Source organism: Pediococcus ethanolidurans (assembly GCF_001437405.1).
GTDB lineage: Bacteria > Bacillota > Bacilli > Lactobacillales > Lactobacillaceae > Pediococcus > Pediococcus ethanolidurans.
Window position 1 is genome coordinate 26,363 of sequence record NZ_JQBY01000015.1, and the last position, 15,606, is coordinate 41,968.

Here is a 15,606-nt window from a genome sequence, read left to right on the forward strand (position 1 = left end):
TCCCTATTTTTTAATCACTGACTCCAACACATTTAATAAATCATCTGCAGCTCTGGGACGCCCCATTTTTTTCGCAGCCATTCCCATTTGTTGTCGTTTAGCTTCATCGGTCATCAAAGCATCAACATATTTTATTAACGAGTCAGTGTTCAGATGTACTTCTGGCAATAGTTCCGCGGCTCCTTTTTTAACAAGGCTGCGCGCATTTTTGGTCTGATGATCATTTGTAACATACGGACTGGGTACTAAAATTGAAGGAATCCCTAACGCGGTAATTTCAGCGATGCTGGTTGCTCCCGCCCGGCCAAGAATTGCCTCAAAATTAGGTAAGAGCTCTGGCATTTGACTGATGTACGGACGAATAACAACATTGCTACCTAAATCAGCTGGATTTATGGCGTCCATAATTTTTTGATAGTGAACCCGTCCCGTGACAAACAAAACTTGATAATTTTTCTGTTTGAGTTGTGGAAGAGCCCCTACTGTTGCAGAATTAATTTTTTCTGCACCGCGACTACCTCCAAAAATGAGTAGTGTGGGTACGTTAGTTTTTAACCCATATTCACTTAATGCATCGTTAGGCTTAATTGAAGCAACTTGAGTGGCTCGTGGATTTCCAGTAAAAACCACTTTTTTAATTGGTAATTGAGCTCGTGCATCTTCAAAAGAAATTCCTATTTTTGTCACAAAATGACTTAAGAATTTGTTCGTCACGCCCACAACACTATTTTGTTCATGAATAACAGTTGGAATTCTTTGCAAACTCGCTGCAAAAACAACTGCTCCACTGACATATCCACCTGTACCAACAACAACATCAGGATGAAATTCTTTAATCATTTTATGTGCATCACTAACACTTTTTAAGAATAATCCAATTGTTTTGAAATTTTCTAACGATAATGATCGCTTAAAGCCTTGAATTTTAATTGTTTTGAATGCAATACCTTGGTCAGGCACAATTCTACTTTCTAAGCCCTTTTCAGTTCCAACATACAAAACTTCAGAATTAGGCTCACGTTTTTTCAATGCCTCAATTAGAGCTAAAGCCGGATAGATATGACCACCTGTTCCGCCTCCTGAAATCATCAATCGCATTACCTAAGCCTTCTTTCCATTTTGAAGCGTTTGAACTGCACTAATAAATTCATCCCCACGAACTTCAAACGTTTTATATTGATCCCAACTTGCATTGGCTGGTGATAAGAGAACTACATCACCCGCATCACTTGCTTTATAGGCAAGTGGCACAGCATCCTTTACTTTATGAGCAAATTCAATCACCGGGACCCCAGCACTTTTAGCCGTTTGCGCTAAGAGTTTACTTGTTTGTCCCACTAAAATAATTGCTTTAACATGCTGTTTAAAATCAGTTTCTAGTTTTTCAAAAGTATAACCACGATCTAAGCCGCCAGCAATAAGTACAATCGGTTTTTTAAAAGAACGTAGTGCAACCTGAGTCGCTTCAATATCAGTAGCTTTAGAGTCATTATAAAATTCACGACCATTCCACGTATTTACGTACTGAACGCGATGTTTAACCCCACCAAAGGTCTTCAAAACTTGCACAATTGCCTCATTAGGTTGACCACTAATCTTAGCTACTGCAATGGCAGCCAAGGCGTTTTCAATATTTTGAACTCCAGGAACTTTAATGTCTGCAGCAGCAATGATTTTTTCGCCTTTAAAATAAAGAAAGTCGCCATTCTGATATGCACCTTCTTCAGTTAAGTTCTTTCGCGAAAATGGCACAACCTGGGCACTAGTTTGCTTGCTCAGTTGTTGCCATTCTGGATTATCCCAATTAATCACAAGAAAGTCTTGTGCCGTTTGATTTCTAGTGATATGCATTTTATCCCGGACATAATTTTCACGAGTACCATGCCAATCTAAATGATTGGAAAAAATATTCGTAATGACCGCAATGTGTGGTTTAAGCGTTTTGACACTTGCCAACATAAAACTTGATAATTCAGTCACCATAACATCTTGAGATTGCACTTTTTGAACAACTGTCGTGGCAGGAATCCCAATATTACCAGCAAGATAGGCATGACCGGCTGATCGGTTCTCATCAAGCATTAATTGAATCATTGTTGTGGTTGTGGTTTTACCATTGCTACCGGTAATTCCAATCATTTCACCACTTAAAACTTGATAAGCAAGTTCAGGTTCTGAAATAATGGGGATTTTTTTAGCAAGTGCTCCTTTAATAATTGGATTTGTATAAGGAATTCCAGGGTTTTTGACAATTAATTCAAATCCTTCATCCAATAATGTCAGCGGATGCCCTCCCGTAACCACTTTAATGCCTTCTTCTAAAAGACTTTGCGCATCTGGATTTTCATCAAAAGGTTTTGCATCATTTACTGTCACTAATGCCCCTAATTTTTGTAATAATCTAGCTGCACTCACACCACTCTTTGCCAAGCCTAATACCAATATTTTTTTATCCTGATAATCCGTAATCTCTTTCATGACTCTTTCCCTTCAAACCAAACTTGATTTACCACTACACACTTCAGAAAATTAGTTATTAAAACCGAGTTAATTTAAGATGCCGATTAAACCGATCACTGCGCCAATCAAACCGACACACCAAAATACAATATCAACTTTCCACTCGCTCCATCCAAGCATTTCAAAATGATGATGAATGGGACTCATCTTAAAAATACGATGACCAGTAAGCTTAAACGATAAAACCTGCAATATTACACTAGCCGTTTCGCAAACAAAAACAATTCCGATTAAAAGCAGTGCTGCTTCATGATGCACCAAAATCGAAACAGCAGCTAAGGCTCCTCCTAATGCTAAAGACCCCATGTCACCCATGAAAATTTTTGCGGGTTTATGGTTAAAAATAAAGAAGCCAAGCAACGCACCAATAATCGCCAAACAGAAAATAAGCACATCGAATTGTTTTTGCACTCCTGCAATAATTGCATAGGCACCAAATGCAATTATTGCTAATCCACTTACTAATCCATCCAGACCATCTGATAGGTTAACCGCATTTGAAAACCCAACTAACCAAAATACTACGAATAAAACAAACCAGATACCTAAATGCCAGTTACCAATCCATGGCAGGTTAAGAACCTGCGGAAAACCCTCATGAAGGTAAACCAAATAGAAAATTACAGCTCCTACAACTTGACCCAGAAACTTTTGCCACGCTTTCAAACCTTCATTTTGCTTTTTCATTAACTTGATACTGTCATCCCAAAAACCTAAAAGACCATACATGATTAAAATAAAAATCAAGATCAAACCGGTCGCATTAATTTGATGACTTGTAATTTCAAATAATAGGCTGCTAACCGTAATTGCCACTATAAAAATCAAACCACCCATTGTTGGTGTTCCAGATTTTTTTTCGTGCCATTTTGGCCCTTCTTCACGGATCATTTGTCCTTCATTTCGGTTACGAAAATAATTGATAAATGATGGCATAGCTACCACCGTAATCAAGAAACTGACAATCATCGTTCCAATTTGTTCCATTGAATTCATAATAAACTCCATTCTCTCTTACTTTTGTTTTAGCTGTACTGATAGTGTCTGACCACTTTGAATTGTTGAGCCACTTTTTAGGGATTGAGTCTTAACAAAACCAGTGCCAGAAAAGTTGGTTTGCAAACCAACTAATTTTGCCAACTTAAGCACATCGTTGCGCGACCATCCTGATAAATCGGGCATTTTCATTTGACCACTCGTTATCAAAATAACCCGCTGCCCTGCCAACATTTCTGTATTAGCTTGTGGCGATTGTTGGGTAACCGTACTTCCGGTTCCCAGGACCGTAGCTGCAATATTTTGCTTGCCAAGATCCTTTGTTGCTGTATCTGCTGTTTCACCAACCATATTAGCAATTTTCACTTTTCCGGATAATTGATTTTTCGCCGTTGTGGCATTTTCACCCAAGGCCTGTTTCATAACTGATCCAAAAATTTCATCCAACAATTGAGTGGCTGTTTTGGTTGCCGGTAAAGTTGGTTGTTTCATCGTAATGTACATGATGTACTTTGGATTTTTTGCAGGAACCATCCCCACAACTGAGTACAGGTAACTGTCATCCGTATTCATGTAAGTACCGCCTGATCCAACAACCTGTGCTGTACCAGTTTTGGCTGCTACTCGATAACCAGGAATTTTAAAACTTTGACCAATTCCATAGCTCTTATAAACCACGTCTTCCATTAATTGACGAACCTTTTTAGCCGTTGTACTCGTAATTGGATGACCAACCGTTTTAGTTTTCATTTGGTAAGTAACCTTACCAGTGTTACTGTTAACTACTTTTTTAATATATTGCGGCTTAACCATCTTACCGTTATTCGCAATTGCTGTAAAACCTTGCAACATTTGCATCGTTGTCACATCAATACCCTGACCAAAAGCGGTATCGGCTTGATCAATTGGGTAAGTAAATTGCATACTGCCTTTAGCTTCGCCACTTAAACCAGAATTAGTGCTTTGAAGAAATTTGAACTTCTTAATATATTTTTTCCAGGTTTTTGCTCCCATTTTACGTTCCAAATGTGCCATAGCAACATTACTGGAACGAGCAAATCCTTCTTCATAGCTAATTAATCCCCAACCAGAAGTTTGCCAGTCTGGAACTACCTGTCCATCGATTTTATAAGTTCCCGACTCATACTTTTCCTTTGCGTTAAAATGACCACTATCAATGGCCGCAGCCGCAGTAAAGACTTTCATTGTTGAACCTGGTTCAAATGTATCTTGAACAATCGCATTATTCCAAGCCTTACTAATTCCATTTTTGGTGGTTGGATTAAATGTTGGTCTTTGAGAAGTGGCCAAAATTGCGCCCGTTTTAGCATTCATAATTGTTGCTGTCATTGATTTAGCATGAACCTGTGACTGAACCTTCGTCATTTCGGTTTCCAAGAGAGTTTGCAAACGGGTGTCCAAAGTTGTGTAGATATTTTCACCATTAACCGCTGCTTTTTTCTCTTGTGATGATGGAAGTTGATAGCCAAATTTATCTTTTTGAATAGAACGTTCGCCATCTGTACCCGTTAATTTGCTGTTAAACGCACTTTCAATTCCCATAACACCCTTTAACTGAGTAATATCGGAACTCTTTTTTTGAACCTGGGAGGTAATTCCAATTAAGTTTGAAGCAAACGTTCCATTTGGATAAAGTCGTGCTTCAGATTGAATAAAATTAATCCCAGTTAACTTATAGGATTCTATTTTTTCCTTGGTTGCAACCGAAATATTTTTTCCTGCCGTACCAAACTCCACCTGAAAAGAATTTTTATTAGTTGGATTTAAAGCTTTAAGGGCAGCCTTTTCACTGATTGGTAGATACTTAGCTAGGACTTTCGCCGTTTTCTTTTTATTAGTTACATAAAGTGGCTTTTTATTTGCACCTACTTGCGTTTTATTTAAAACCGCATAAATCGAGTAAGTACTAGTGTCTTCTGCAATCGGTTGACCAGAAGCATCCAAAATTGAACCTCTTTGTGCTTTTAAAACCTTATTATCCGTATATAAACGACGGGCCTGTGAACTCAAATTGATGTGTTCTACAGTCCCGCCAATTGCAATGTAGGAAAAACGTAGAATTAAAATTACGAAGAGGGCAATGGCTATGAAAAAAAGCCATTGACCGAACGCTCTTCGATTTTGGCTTGATTTGTTATTATCGTCCTTTTTTGAACGCTTTTCTTTATTGTTCATTTATTAACATTCCTTATATTCTGAGTTGTCAGGCTTAACCCATACTGTTTGGCAATCTTATTCAAGCGTGTACGACTAGAAAGCTGGTTTACTTCCTGTTTAAGATTACTGTTATCGGAAGTTACCTTTGTCACCTGTGCTTGTGAACTAGATAAATCATGTTCAGCACTGGACAAAGCAATTTTACCAGAAACCACAAAAATCATTAAGCCTGTCAAAATTATACCGCAGAATGTCATTAAAATTTTCTCAAATTTTGAAAATGGCAAAGATTTTGGAATAGCAACCGCTTTTGCTTTATGTAATGTCCCCTCTTTAATATCCGGTATTCGCCGTTTTACAGGCTTACTCGCTGGAAATGCTTCTGCTAAATTATTTTGTGCCATTAAAATCAGTCCCTATTTTATTTTTTCAATAACTCGAAGTCTCGCACTGTGCGCACGATGATTATGTGTTAATTCATCCTTACTAGGTAAAATGGGTTTTCTAGTGGCCAATTTAAAATGGGGTTCAAGTTCTTTTGGAATAACAGGTAATCCCTGAGGTAATTCAGGCAAGTTAGCATTTTCTTTAAAAATATTTTTAACCAAACGATCTTCTAATGATTGAAAGGTAATCACACTAATTCGGCCGCCAACCTTTAGTAATTCTAAGGCCTGTTCTAGTGAGGTTTCTAAAACCCCTAATTCGTTATTAACAGCAATTCGAATCGCCTGAAAAACACGTTTTGCAGGATGACCACCTGTACGACGAGCAGCCGCTGGAATTGCTTTTTTAATAATTTCAACTAGTTCACCTGTCGTCTCAATCGGTGCCGTTTCTCGTTGTCGTTCAATCTCACGCGCTACCTGCTTTGAGTAACGCTCTTCTCCATAACGAAAGAAAATTTTAACCAACGATTCATATGACCACTGATTCACAACAATCTGTGCAGTTAATTCGGCAGACTGGTCCATACGCATGTCTAATGGCGCATCATGTTGATAACTAAATCCTCGTTTGGCATCATCCAATTGCGGTGATGAAACGCCTAAATCGTACACAATGCCATCTACTTTTTGAACACCATATTCTGCCAAATCTTTTGTAATATTTTTAAAATTATCTTCAATAAAAGTAACCTGTCCACGATCTAAATATGATTTCAAGTGACTTTGATTGTATTCAATCGCCGCCACATCCTGATCAAATGCATACAAATGACCCTTTTGACTTAATTGACTCAAAATTAATTGACTGTGTCCACCACCGCCAAGGGTGCAATCCACATAGATTCCATCTGGATTGAGATTTAATTCATCAATTGCTTGGTTTAGTAAAACAGTTGTATGTTGAAACTCGCTCATTTTTCTACTCCTAAAGGCCAAAATCAATTAAATTTTCAGCAATGTCATCAAAATTCTCTTCTGTATCAGCAGTTACTTCATTCCACTGTGCTTCATCCCAAATTTCAAATCGGTTTGATACTCCAACTAAAACACATTTCTTAGTAAGTTTTGCATGTTCACGTAATTGTTTAGGAATATTAATTCTGCCTTGTTTATCAAAATTACACTGAGTTGCATCGGCAAACAGAAAACGGACAAACGCCCGATTATTTCGTTTATTAAGCGGTAATTTTTTAAGATTATCTTGAATATGTTGCCATTCTGTCAGCGGATAGCCAAATAAACAGCCATCTAAACCACGTGTAATAACAAAATCGGTTCCAAGATCTTCTCTAAACTTGGCAGGAACAATTAGTCGTCCCTTGGTATCAAGTGAATGTTGATATTCGCCCATGAACATACTAATTGCCCCTTTCCATCTCGATTACAAATTTAGTTTACCACTTTGTACCACTATCTACCACAGATTTAAAAAACTATTTTAAAATGCTTAATATTTATTAAATAAGTGATAATAAAATGATCTGAATATTATAAGTAAACTGCTTACAAATACTAGTATAACAGCAATTCTAATCGAAATGCTTAAAAAGTGGATGAAAGGTGGGGATTTTTTTAGAATTTACATAAAAAAGCTAAAATTAGTGTCACTTATTTTGGAATTTGGAAAAAAATTTGAAAAGTTAAAATTAACACGTTAGAATAGTGAGTAACATTCTGGAAAGTGGTGCTTTATGAAAAAAAAGAAGAGTACGTTTCAAAAAATTATAATGGTTGTCGTTTGGATTATGATTATTAGTATGATTGGCTCTGTTGTCTTAGGTGCAGTGAGTGCATTTACTGGTTAAAAAAATGAGAAATTCCATTGAATATGGATTTCTCATTTTTTATGTGCTTAAACATATCGCTAAAACAAACCACAAAATATAACCCCACACCTACCGCGAGAATTCTCTCGCCTCCGGTGCGGGGTTATATTTTATGGCTTACCGTTTTATCTCACTCACTTTTTGTTAAACACCTGCCGTGGCTTACTTCCCTCCTGGGGTCCCACCACACCATTTGCCTCCAATTGATCTATAATTCTTGCAGCGCGATTATATCCTATTCGAAAACGCCGCTGCAACATTGACGTACTTGCCTTTTGCATCTCTGTCACCAACGCAACCGCATCATCATACAACTCGTCCTTCTCATTATTCGCCGATTGCTCATCCATTTTTGCTTCTTCGTCCGTCACAATCAACGTTTCATCATATGAAACCGGCTGTTGCTGTTTAACATATTCAACAACTGCCTTCACATCTTTATCCGACACAAAGGCACCCTGTACACGTTCCGGTTTGCTTTTTCCCATTGGATAATACAGCATATCGCCTCGACCCAAAAGCTTTTCAGCACCGTTTGAATCAATAATCGTACGTGAATCCGTTCCACTTGCAACCGCAAATGCAATTCTTGACGGTACGTTAGCCTTAATTAATCCCGTCACAACATCCACAGAGGGTCTTTGCGTCGCAATAATCATGTGGATTCCAGCCGCTCGAGCCAACTGGGCTAACCGAATAATTGCATCTTCAACCGCATTTTGTGCCACCATCATCAAATCAGCCAGTTCATCAACCACAACCACAATGTATGGTAAGTGTGGTCGATTTTGACCATCTTTTTTATTTTCTTCCGTAATAAATTGATTATACGTTTTAATGTTTTTTTGACCGCTTTGCGCAAACAAATCATATCGATGCTGCATTTCAGCAACCACCTTATGCAGTGCTCTTGCCGCCTTTTTGGGATCCGTCACAACTGGTGTCAATAAATGCGGAATATCCTTATAAATTCCTAATTCAACCTTTTTAGGGTCAATCAGAATAAATTTAACCTGATCCGGTCGTGCATTCATTAATAGACTTGTAATGATCACATTAATCATAACTGATTTTCCACTACCAGTAGCACCAGCAATCAACAAATGTTGCATACGTACTAAATCAGCTAGAACTAAATTTCCTGATACATCTCGACCAATTGGTACCTGTAAAATTGCATCCGGATGCGGTGGCTGTGATTCAATAATATCTCGAAATGAAACCGTTGAAACTTCCGTATTGGGGACCTCAATGCCAATTAAAGATTTGCCTGGAATTGGTGCTTCAATTCGAATATCTTTAGCAGCCAATGCTAACGCAATATCATCAGCAAGTCCGACAATTTTGCTAACCTTAACGCCAATATCAGGATGTAATTCATATTCAGTAACTGATGGACCAAGGCTAACGCTTTTAACCGTTGCCTTGACACCAAAACTTGTTAAAGTTTGTTGCAGAATTTTGGTATTTTTTTGAATCGTTTTATATTCCTGACTTTGATCAGTCTGAGGAATAGTGGTTAAGAGATCTGGACTAGGTAGCTTGTAATTAGGATTAGCCAAAGCCTCCGTATTTTGAAAAGCTGTTTCATCTACATCTTCCGTAACTGGTGTAACCTTTCTTTCACGTTCTGAAGCCACTTTAATGTCCGGTTGTAGATTTTCTTTAACAGCGGGCATTTGTTCGGTCATTAAATCCTTACCTGTCACCGAAACTTTTGGTAATTTGTGCGCAACTGGTAAAGACTTAGTTGAATTTTCATTTGTAGAGACTGATTTTCTTTGTTTCCACCAATTGACAACCCGATTCGTTATCTGCTTCAATCCATTACGGGAAAATAAGACCACTTTTCTAAGGGCAACTGCGATCGACTGTAAAACTTTATCCATTGGAATTCCAAAGAAAATTGAACCACCAAAAATAATTAGTAACCATCCCAGGAAAAGACTACCAATTTCGGAAAAGCAAAAGTCAGTCACTGTATAAATTGCACTACCGATCATGCCACCACCAACTGGTTCACCAATTGATGCGTATTTAAATGCATCTTCTAATGCGTGCCAAGTGGTCACAATAAAATGATTATGCTGGTTTGTCTGTTCGAAAAATCGTGTGGTTAAAATTAAAACAGCGCCGAGGTAAATTAAACCCACTCCGGTTAAATAATGGAAACGACCCTTTAGTTTTGGCTCTTTGCCGGTAAAAAGCAAAATAAGGCCATATAACCCAAAAAGGACAATCAAGATTTGAAAAGTATCTCCCACAAATAACCGAAAAACATTAGAAACCAAAACGCCAATGTATCCTAATGAAAAATAACCAATCAATGCTACCAGAACAAAAATACCGCCTAAAAAATGTTTAGAACGCAGAAACTTCTGCCACTCTTTTTTACTTGAACGTCTTTTTTTTCGTCGATTTGTCGTTTTTTTCTTTACTGCCACAAGTATCCTCCCTTCTAACTAATTTGAGAGTCATAACGTCTGTTACTTTAGCTTATCATTTTCATAGTGATGAATTCGTTGTAAGTTAGGGAAACTTTGTTGTCTTAATGCTTCATAAATCACAATAGCCACACTATTTGATAAATTTAGCGCACGGATATGATCATCATCTTGTGGGATTCTGATCGCTTTTTCTGGATATTGTCGCATAAATGGTTCAGGAAGTCCCGTTGTTTCCTTGCCAAATAGAAAGTAATGATCCTGAGTATTATCAGAATAATCAACATCCGTATAATCGTGATCAGCAAATTTGGACACTAAATATAAATTGTCTAAATTTGGTACTGAATCAATAAACTCAGGAAGATTTTCATGATAAACTAAGTCAACATCCTTCCAGTAGTCTAATCCAGCCCGCTTAAGGTGTTTATCATCCACAGAAAATCCAAGCGGTTTGATTAAATGAAGAACAGAGTCTGTTCCTGCACAGGTTCTAGCAATGTTGCCAGTATTAGAAGGCATTAGTGGTTCAAAAAGTACAATATGGTTCGTCATTTTTTCTATCTCACTCTCATTAATATTAGCTGTTCAAAAGTTATCATACTGCTATGTATTTCTCTAAACAACAAAAAAAGCGTAGACACTCGGTGTAGGCACGGCGAGCTTCTACGTTAAATGAAGTACAACTTGCTATTTGCCAACGATCTCTCGATGTCAAATAACAACCGATTTCTTATATAAAGATTAACACCAAAAAATACATATTGCAACCTTACAAATACTATCAACTTAGGATTTAACTCCCTTGAGTAAGGTTACATCGACCGTAATATGATTTAATCCAGATGTTTTTGCTAGTTCAAGTGTTTGAGGAGTTGCTCCCCAGTGCAAAGGTGTCATTTGAATTAAATCAGATAACAAACTTTCATCAAATTTAAAATCATAAGTTATGCGTTTAGTTTGGGCATTGGAAAATCGTTTTTTAAACAATTCAACAACCTGGTCATTTTGATAATCTGCATGCTGACTCGTTTTTTCATACAACAAATGACGTAACTCAATTAAATAATTTGAATTAGGAACAATCTTTAGAACTTGTCCACCAGATGAAAGCACACGATGAAACTCAGTATAAGCTGACGGTGAAAATAGATCTAGAATTGTCGTAAATTGGTTATCATTGAAGGGTAAATTTGCCAAATCAGCAATACAAAAAAAGGCTTCACTATTTAATTGAGTTGCTAAATTTATTCCGGCTGTTGAAATATCAAATCCGACAGCAGTCGCTTTTTTAAGAAGTGACAATGTTTTCTTTAGAGGAGTCCCTTCACCAGAGCCGACATCCAATACCACTTCATTTTCTTCCATATGCTGAGAAACCTCTTCACAAATGGGATCAAATAGACCAGCTGTTAAAATTCGACGGCGAGATGCCAACATTTCTGCATCATACTCGCTATTCACTGCATGATTTAAAAAGTATAAAGTACCCTTTTTAGAAATATCAATATTATGCAAATTGGGACAGATTACACTACCACCTTCCACTTTTACATAACTTTCTTTACACACCGGACAACGAAATAAATTCAAATGCCGACTAATAAACTGTATTCCTTTATCTCTTTTTTTCAAATTTGCTCACCTCTATACATGTCCTGTTAAGAATACCATGTAAAACTTGTTTCGGTCTTTACAAAATAAAAAAGATTCAAATTGTTAAATTGATCGTTTAACAATCAGAACCTAAGTTTAACTTTCCTCTTCATAACCACCATTTTGCCGTTTATACCAACGAAATAGATGTGTCAAAATTACCTTACCTACCGCGTAAACTGGTATTCCAAAAATCACACCCAAAACGCCAAACATGCGTCCAGACGCCAAAAGAACAATCAAAATTGTCACCGGATGAATCGATAAATTTGTTCCCAAAATTAAAGGAGAAATTAATCGGCCTTCAATCGTCTGCTCAATTGCAAAAACAATCAGAACTTTAACCAGCATCCATGGTGAAATAAATGCCGCTAATACAATTGATGGGATCATTGCTAAAAACGAACCCAAATATGGAATTAAATTCAAAAATCCAGCCGCAATCCCCAATGTGAGCGCAAACTTCAGCCCAATGATTACATAGCCAACAAAAAACATAATTGCCACACAAAACGCAACAATCAATTGTCCGCGAATATAGCCGCTCAACTTGCCATTGATCTCTGTCAAAATCTGCGTAAATCCGGTCCTTTTTTGAACCGGTAAAAAATGAGCTAAATATTTGGGAAGACGATGTCCATCTTTTAATAGATAAAACAAAATAAACGGCATTGTAATCAACCCGACCACAATTTTAGTGACGGAACTAATCAAGCCACCTACCGAAGTAAATGTATGATTAGCAATAGAACTTGCCCATTTGGAAAAAGAACTTGTGGTTGATTTAGACAGTTGATCAAACTCTTTTTGAAACTGTCCTAAACGTGGATCATTTAACCAAACTTCTAACTGATTAATTAAATGATTCCAATAATCAGGCCAATTTTTCAAAAAATCAGTAGCCTGATTACGAATAACTGGAATCAAAGCCACAACGCCTAATACTAATAACAAAATCACCACGATAAAAAGTCCAGTAATTGTCCAAACGCGACTAACATGAAATTTTTTTTGTAACCAATCAACTAATGGATTAAATAGATAATAAAGAACACCAGCCAAAACTATCGGTAAACCAACGATGTCCACAAAATCGCTAATTGGTTGGAAGAACCAGGTTACTTTAGAAAAAACAAGAATGATCAATAATAACAGTAAAATAATCATAAGATTAACAACAATTCGATTATTTAAAACCAATTTGGTAAACCATGTTCGCCAAGACTCTTTAGTCGTTTTCAAAAAATCACCACGCGATCCTTAAAAAATATAAGTTAGTTTGTCACCAACTGCAAAACCTGGGAATTTCTCTGGTGAAAGATAAACGGCACTTTCAAGCGGAGTATCAGGGATAGGTTCAAAACAAAGTGTGGCATGCCCAACTCCTTGTAAATTAGCATTCACCAGTTTGCCACAAAAGGATACGGTGTAGGAATGTTCACGAATTTTAATTTGGGAACCCCGTTTTAATTTAAACTCAGGATGTGGTTCATCAAATTTTTGAATCACCGCAACATCCTTCAGGTTACTAGTTGCTTCGGGTCCAAACAAAATAACTAACGGATCATTTTCAACAATTGCATTTGGCCCAATTTCAACAATTTTAGATGTAATCATGTATACCCTCTCCTCGCAATTAAATGGTTATTTTCATTGTAGCATAGTCGCAATTGAGTTATAAAGAAAATGGAAGCGTACACAGGATGTTTTCAAAATGTGCTATAATTTTGTATTAGAGAATACAAGGAGGTCCTTATTTTGAAGGAATCATTTTTCATTGGCACATACACTAAAAAAACTAGTCATGGTGTTTACCAGATGACTTTAGACACAGAAACCAACTCACTTAAAGATTTACAACTGGTTGCACAACTTGGTAACCCAACTTATGTCGCAAAATCAAATCGTAATTATCTTTATACAGTTGATCAAAAAGAAGCTGATGGTGGTTTAGCTGTTATTGATCTTAACAAAACGCCAGCAGAAATTGTTCAACATGCAGTTACACCTGGAAATTCACCAGCATACGTCGCTGTTGACGAAGATCGACAATTAGTTTATAGCTCAAATTATCACTTGGCAACAGTTAACGTTTATAAAATTCAAGCGGATGGCACATTAAAACAAACTGATGTGGTTACTCATTCAGGTAAGGGACCAAAACCTGAGCAATCTGACGGTGCACATGTTCATTTTAGCGATTTAACCCCAGATAACCGTTTGGTAGTTTGCGATTTAGGAACTGACGAAGTTTACACTTATGATGTTTCTGACGATGGTAAACTATCTGAAGTTGCCCGATACAAAACAAAAGCGGGCTTTGGCCCCCGTCATATTGTTTTCGCCCATCATGGCTCAAAAGCTTATCTCGCTGGCGAACTTGGTAGTGCTGTAGAAGTGCTGGACTACGATCAACAAAATGGTAAATTTAGTCATGTTCAGTCTATCAGTACGATTCCAACCACATGGCATTCACATAATGGCGCTGCAGCAATCAAAATAAGCTCAGATGATCATTTTGTTTATGTTTCTAATCGTGGCTATGATTCATTAGCTGTGTTCAAAGTCAGTTCTGATGGATCACTCAGTTTGGTTCAAAACATCTCAGTTGAAGGCAGCTTCCCACGTGACTTTTCGTTGGACCCTAGTGAAAATTTCGTTGTTTGCGTTAACCAAAACACAGATAATGCCACTCTCTTCTCACGTTCAAAAGAAACAGGCAAACTAACTTTATTGGAAAAAGATGTGGCTGTTCCCGAAGGTGTTTGCGTCTTATTCAATTAAACCTATTCAAGGAGCTAAAAAATGATTATTAAAGAAGTAGCTGTAGAAAATTTTACCAATGTTCCGGCTGCAATTCGCGCTGGAGCAAATCGAATTGAGCTCTGTGATAATTTAGCCGTTGGTGGCACGACCGTTAGTAAAGGCGTTATGGCTGAAACACAAAAATATGCGAGCGAACATCACATACCCGTTATGGCTATGATTCGTCCACGTGGCGGCAATTTTGTTTATACTGATACTGAACTCAAAATCATGGAAGCAGACGTTTTTCAGGCACAAGAATTAGGCGTTGACGGTGTTGTTTTTGGAGCCTTAAACAAAGATGGTAGTTTAGATACCGATGCCCTAAAAATGCTCATTGCCGCCGCCGGAGGTATGCAAATCACTTTTCATATGGCATTTGATGCCATTCCTAAAGAAAAACAAAATATGGCCATCGATTGGCTCGCTGAAGCCGGTGTTGATCGAATTCTAACTCATGGTGGTTCACTAGATACAACCATAGCTACAAATTATGAACATCTAAAGCAAACAATTGCTCAAACCAATCACCGATTAATTATTCTTCCTGGTGGTGGCATTACTGCTCAAAACTTAACTGAAGTTACAAAAGAACTCAACGTTAGCGAAGCCCATGGTACACGTATTGTTGGTGCCCTTTAAACCTGATTAACCAAAAAAACTAAGCCTAAACAAATTAGGCTTAGTTTTTTTATGCAGTTTCAATCTCTATTAAATTTGTATGTCTCATTT

The 15,606-nt window shown here is 37.4% G+C and carries 15 protein-coding genes; 3 read left to right on the forward strand and 12 right to left on the reverse strand.

All coding sequences use genetic code 11. The features are described 5' to 3' along the window. Positions 1-3: 3 nt before the first annotated feature. The 7 genes from murG to mraZ all read right to left on the reverse strand — a co-directional run bounded on the left by murG (position 4) and on the right by mraZ (position 7,500). The gene (gene murG, locus IV87_RS07275; protein WP_057806908.1) at positions 4-1,098 is read right to left on the reverse strand and encodes an undecaprenyldiphospho-muramoylpentapeptide beta-N-acetylglucosaminyltransferase; all 1,095 of its coding nucleotides are present in this window, start codon (positions 1,096-1,098) and stop codon (positions 4-6) included. Positions 1,099-1,101: 3 nt separating this feature from the next. Further along, complete coding sequence (gene murD / locus IV87_RS07280; RefSeq protein ID WP_057806910.1) at positions 1,102-2,478, reverse strand: UDP-N-acetylmuramoyl-L-alanine--D-glutamate ligase; 1,377 nt, start codon at positions 2,476-2,478, stop codon at positions 1,102-1,104. A 69-nt stretch (positions 2,479-2,547) separates the two neighbouring features. Further along, positions 2,548-3,516 carry a phospho-N-acetylmuramoyl-pentapeptide-transferase gene (gene mraY, locus IV87_RS07285; RefSeq protein ID WP_057806912.1) on the reverse strand — a complete coding sequence of 323 codons (969 nt, stop codon included), beginning with the start codon at positions 3,514-3,516 and terminating at the stop codon, positions 2,548-2,550. A gap of 18 nt (positions 3,517-3,534) precedes the next feature. Then, positions 3,535-5,712, reverse strand: a complete 2,178-nt coding sequence (locus IV87_RS07290) for a penicillin-binding transpeptidase domain-containing protein (RefSeq protein WP_057806914.1) — start codon at positions 5,710-5,712, stop codon at positions 3,535-3,537. Then, positions 5,709-6,098: a cell division protein FtsL gene (gene ftsL / locus IV87_RS07295; protein WP_057806915.1), complete on the reverse strand. Its 390-nt coding sequence runs from the start codon at positions 6,096-6,098 to the stop codon at positions 5,709-5,711. Before ftsL ends, IV87_RS07290 begins: the two co-directional genes overlap by 4 nt. Before the next feature lie 12 nt (positions 6,099-6,110). After that, positions 6,111-7,058: a 16S rRNA (cytosine(1402)-N(4))-methyltransferase RsmH gene (gene rsmH, locus IV87_RS07300; protein WP_057806917.1), complete on the reverse strand. Its 948-nt coding sequence runs from the start codon at positions 7,056-7,058 to the stop codon at positions 6,111-6,113. A gap of 10 nt (positions 7,059-7,068) precedes the next feature. Further along, on the reverse strand, positions 7,069-7,500 hold the full coding sequence (gene mraZ, locus IV87_RS07305; RefSeq protein ID WP_057806918.1) for a division/cell wall cluster transcriptional repressor MraZ: 432 nt from the start codon (positions 7,498-7,500) through the stop codon (positions 7,069-7,071). Positions 7,501-7,834: 334 nt separating this feature from the next. Here mraZ and IV87_RS10915 point away from each other — a divergent pair, with 334 nt between their 5' ends. Beyond that, complete coding sequence (locus tag IV87_RS10915) at positions 7,835-7,948, forward strand: DUF4044 domain-containing protein (protein ID WP_074693935.1); 114 nt, start codon at positions 7,835-7,837, stop codon at positions 7,946-7,948. A gap of 155 nt (positions 7,949-8,103) precedes the next feature. Here IV87_RS10915 and IV87_RS07310 read toward each other — a convergent pair whose 3' ends face one another. The 5 genes from IV87_RS07310 to IV87_RS07330 form a co-directional block, all read right to left on the reverse strand. Continuing rightward, positions 8,104-10,413, reverse strand: a complete 2,310-nt coding sequence (locus IV87_RS07310; protein WP_057806920.1) for a DNA translocase FtsK — start codon at positions 10,411-10,413, stop codon at positions 8,104-8,106. A 42-nt stretch (positions 10,414-10,455) separates the two neighbouring features. Further along, positions 10,456-10,968 carry a tRNA (cytidine(34)-2'-O)-methyltransferase gene (locus IV87_RS07315; protein ID WP_057806921.1) on the reverse strand — a complete coding sequence of 171 codons (513 nt, stop codon included), beginning with the start codon at positions 10,966-10,968 and terminating at the stop codon, positions 10,456-10,458. A gap of 234 nt (positions 10,969-11,202) precedes the next feature. Continuing rightward, the gene (locus IV87_RS07320; protein WP_057806923.1) at positions 11,203-12,048 is read right to left on the reverse strand and encodes a methyltransferase domain-containing protein; all 846 of its coding nucleotides are present in this window, start codon (positions 12,046-12,048) and stop codon (positions 11,203-11,205) included. Positions 12,049-12,165: 117 nt separating this feature from the next. After that, entirely contained in the window at positions 12,166-13,236 is a 1,071-nt protein-coding gene (locus tag IV87_RS07325; protein WP_082623545.1) for an AI-2E family transporter, read from the reverse strand. A 93-nt stretch (positions 13,237-13,329) separates the two neighbouring features. Continuing rightward, positions 13,330-13,686, reverse strand: a complete 357-nt coding sequence (locus IV87_RS07330) for a PTS glucitol/sorbitol transporter subunit IIA (RefSeq protein ID WP_057806927.1) — start codon at positions 13,684-13,686, stop codon at positions 13,330-13,332. 141 nt (positions 13,687-13,827) lie between these two features. Between IV87_RS07330 and IV87_RS07335 the strand changes: the two genes are divergently transcribed. After that, a complete protein-coding gene (locus IV87_RS07335) occupies positions 13,828-14,853 on the forward strand; it encodes a lactonase family protein (protein ID WP_057806929.1) in 1,026 nt (341 codons plus the stop codon). Between the two features lie 24 nt (positions 14,854-14,877). Beyond that, on the forward strand, positions 14,878-15,516 hold the full coding sequence (locus IV87_RS07340) for a copper homeostasis protein CutC (protein WP_082623546.1): 639 nt from the start codon (positions 14,878-14,880) through the stop codon (positions 15,514-15,516). Positions 15,517-15,606 lie beyond the last annotated feature (90 nt).